Raw genomic sequence first — 328 nt, forward strand, 5'->3', positions numbered from 1 at the left:
TGAATGTACCATCACCAGGTCTCCTGGGCAACGACTCCGATCCTGACGGCGATACATTGACTGTTGCAATATTGGCAGCGCCACGTAACGGCTTGCTGACACTTGGTTTGGACAGTTCTTTCTCTTACACACCCGCTCCAAACTTCTCCGGCAGCGACACCGCTTATTACACGATCGCTGATCGGGGTGGATTGATGGATACGGCAATGGTGGTATTCACTATTACTGCTGTGAATGATGTGCCGGTAGCAATAGCAGACTCTGTAACGACGAATGAAAGCACACCTGTATCAGGCAATGTGCTTAGCAATGATACTGATCTGGAAGG

General features: G+C 49.7%; 1 protein-coding gene. It reads left to right on the plus strand.

Translation table 11 applies throughout. The features are described 5' to 3' along the window. Positions 1-328 (plus strand): cadherin-like domain-containing protein (locus R3I13_RS27000; RefSeq protein ID WP_346321113.1); only part of this gene is annotated, 328 nt, incomplete at both ends.

This window comes from Chitinophaga sp. YIM B06452, assembly GCF_039655965.1.
Taxonomy (GTDB): Bacteria; Bacteroidota; Bacteroidia; order Chitinophagales; family Chitinophagaceae; genus Chitinophaga.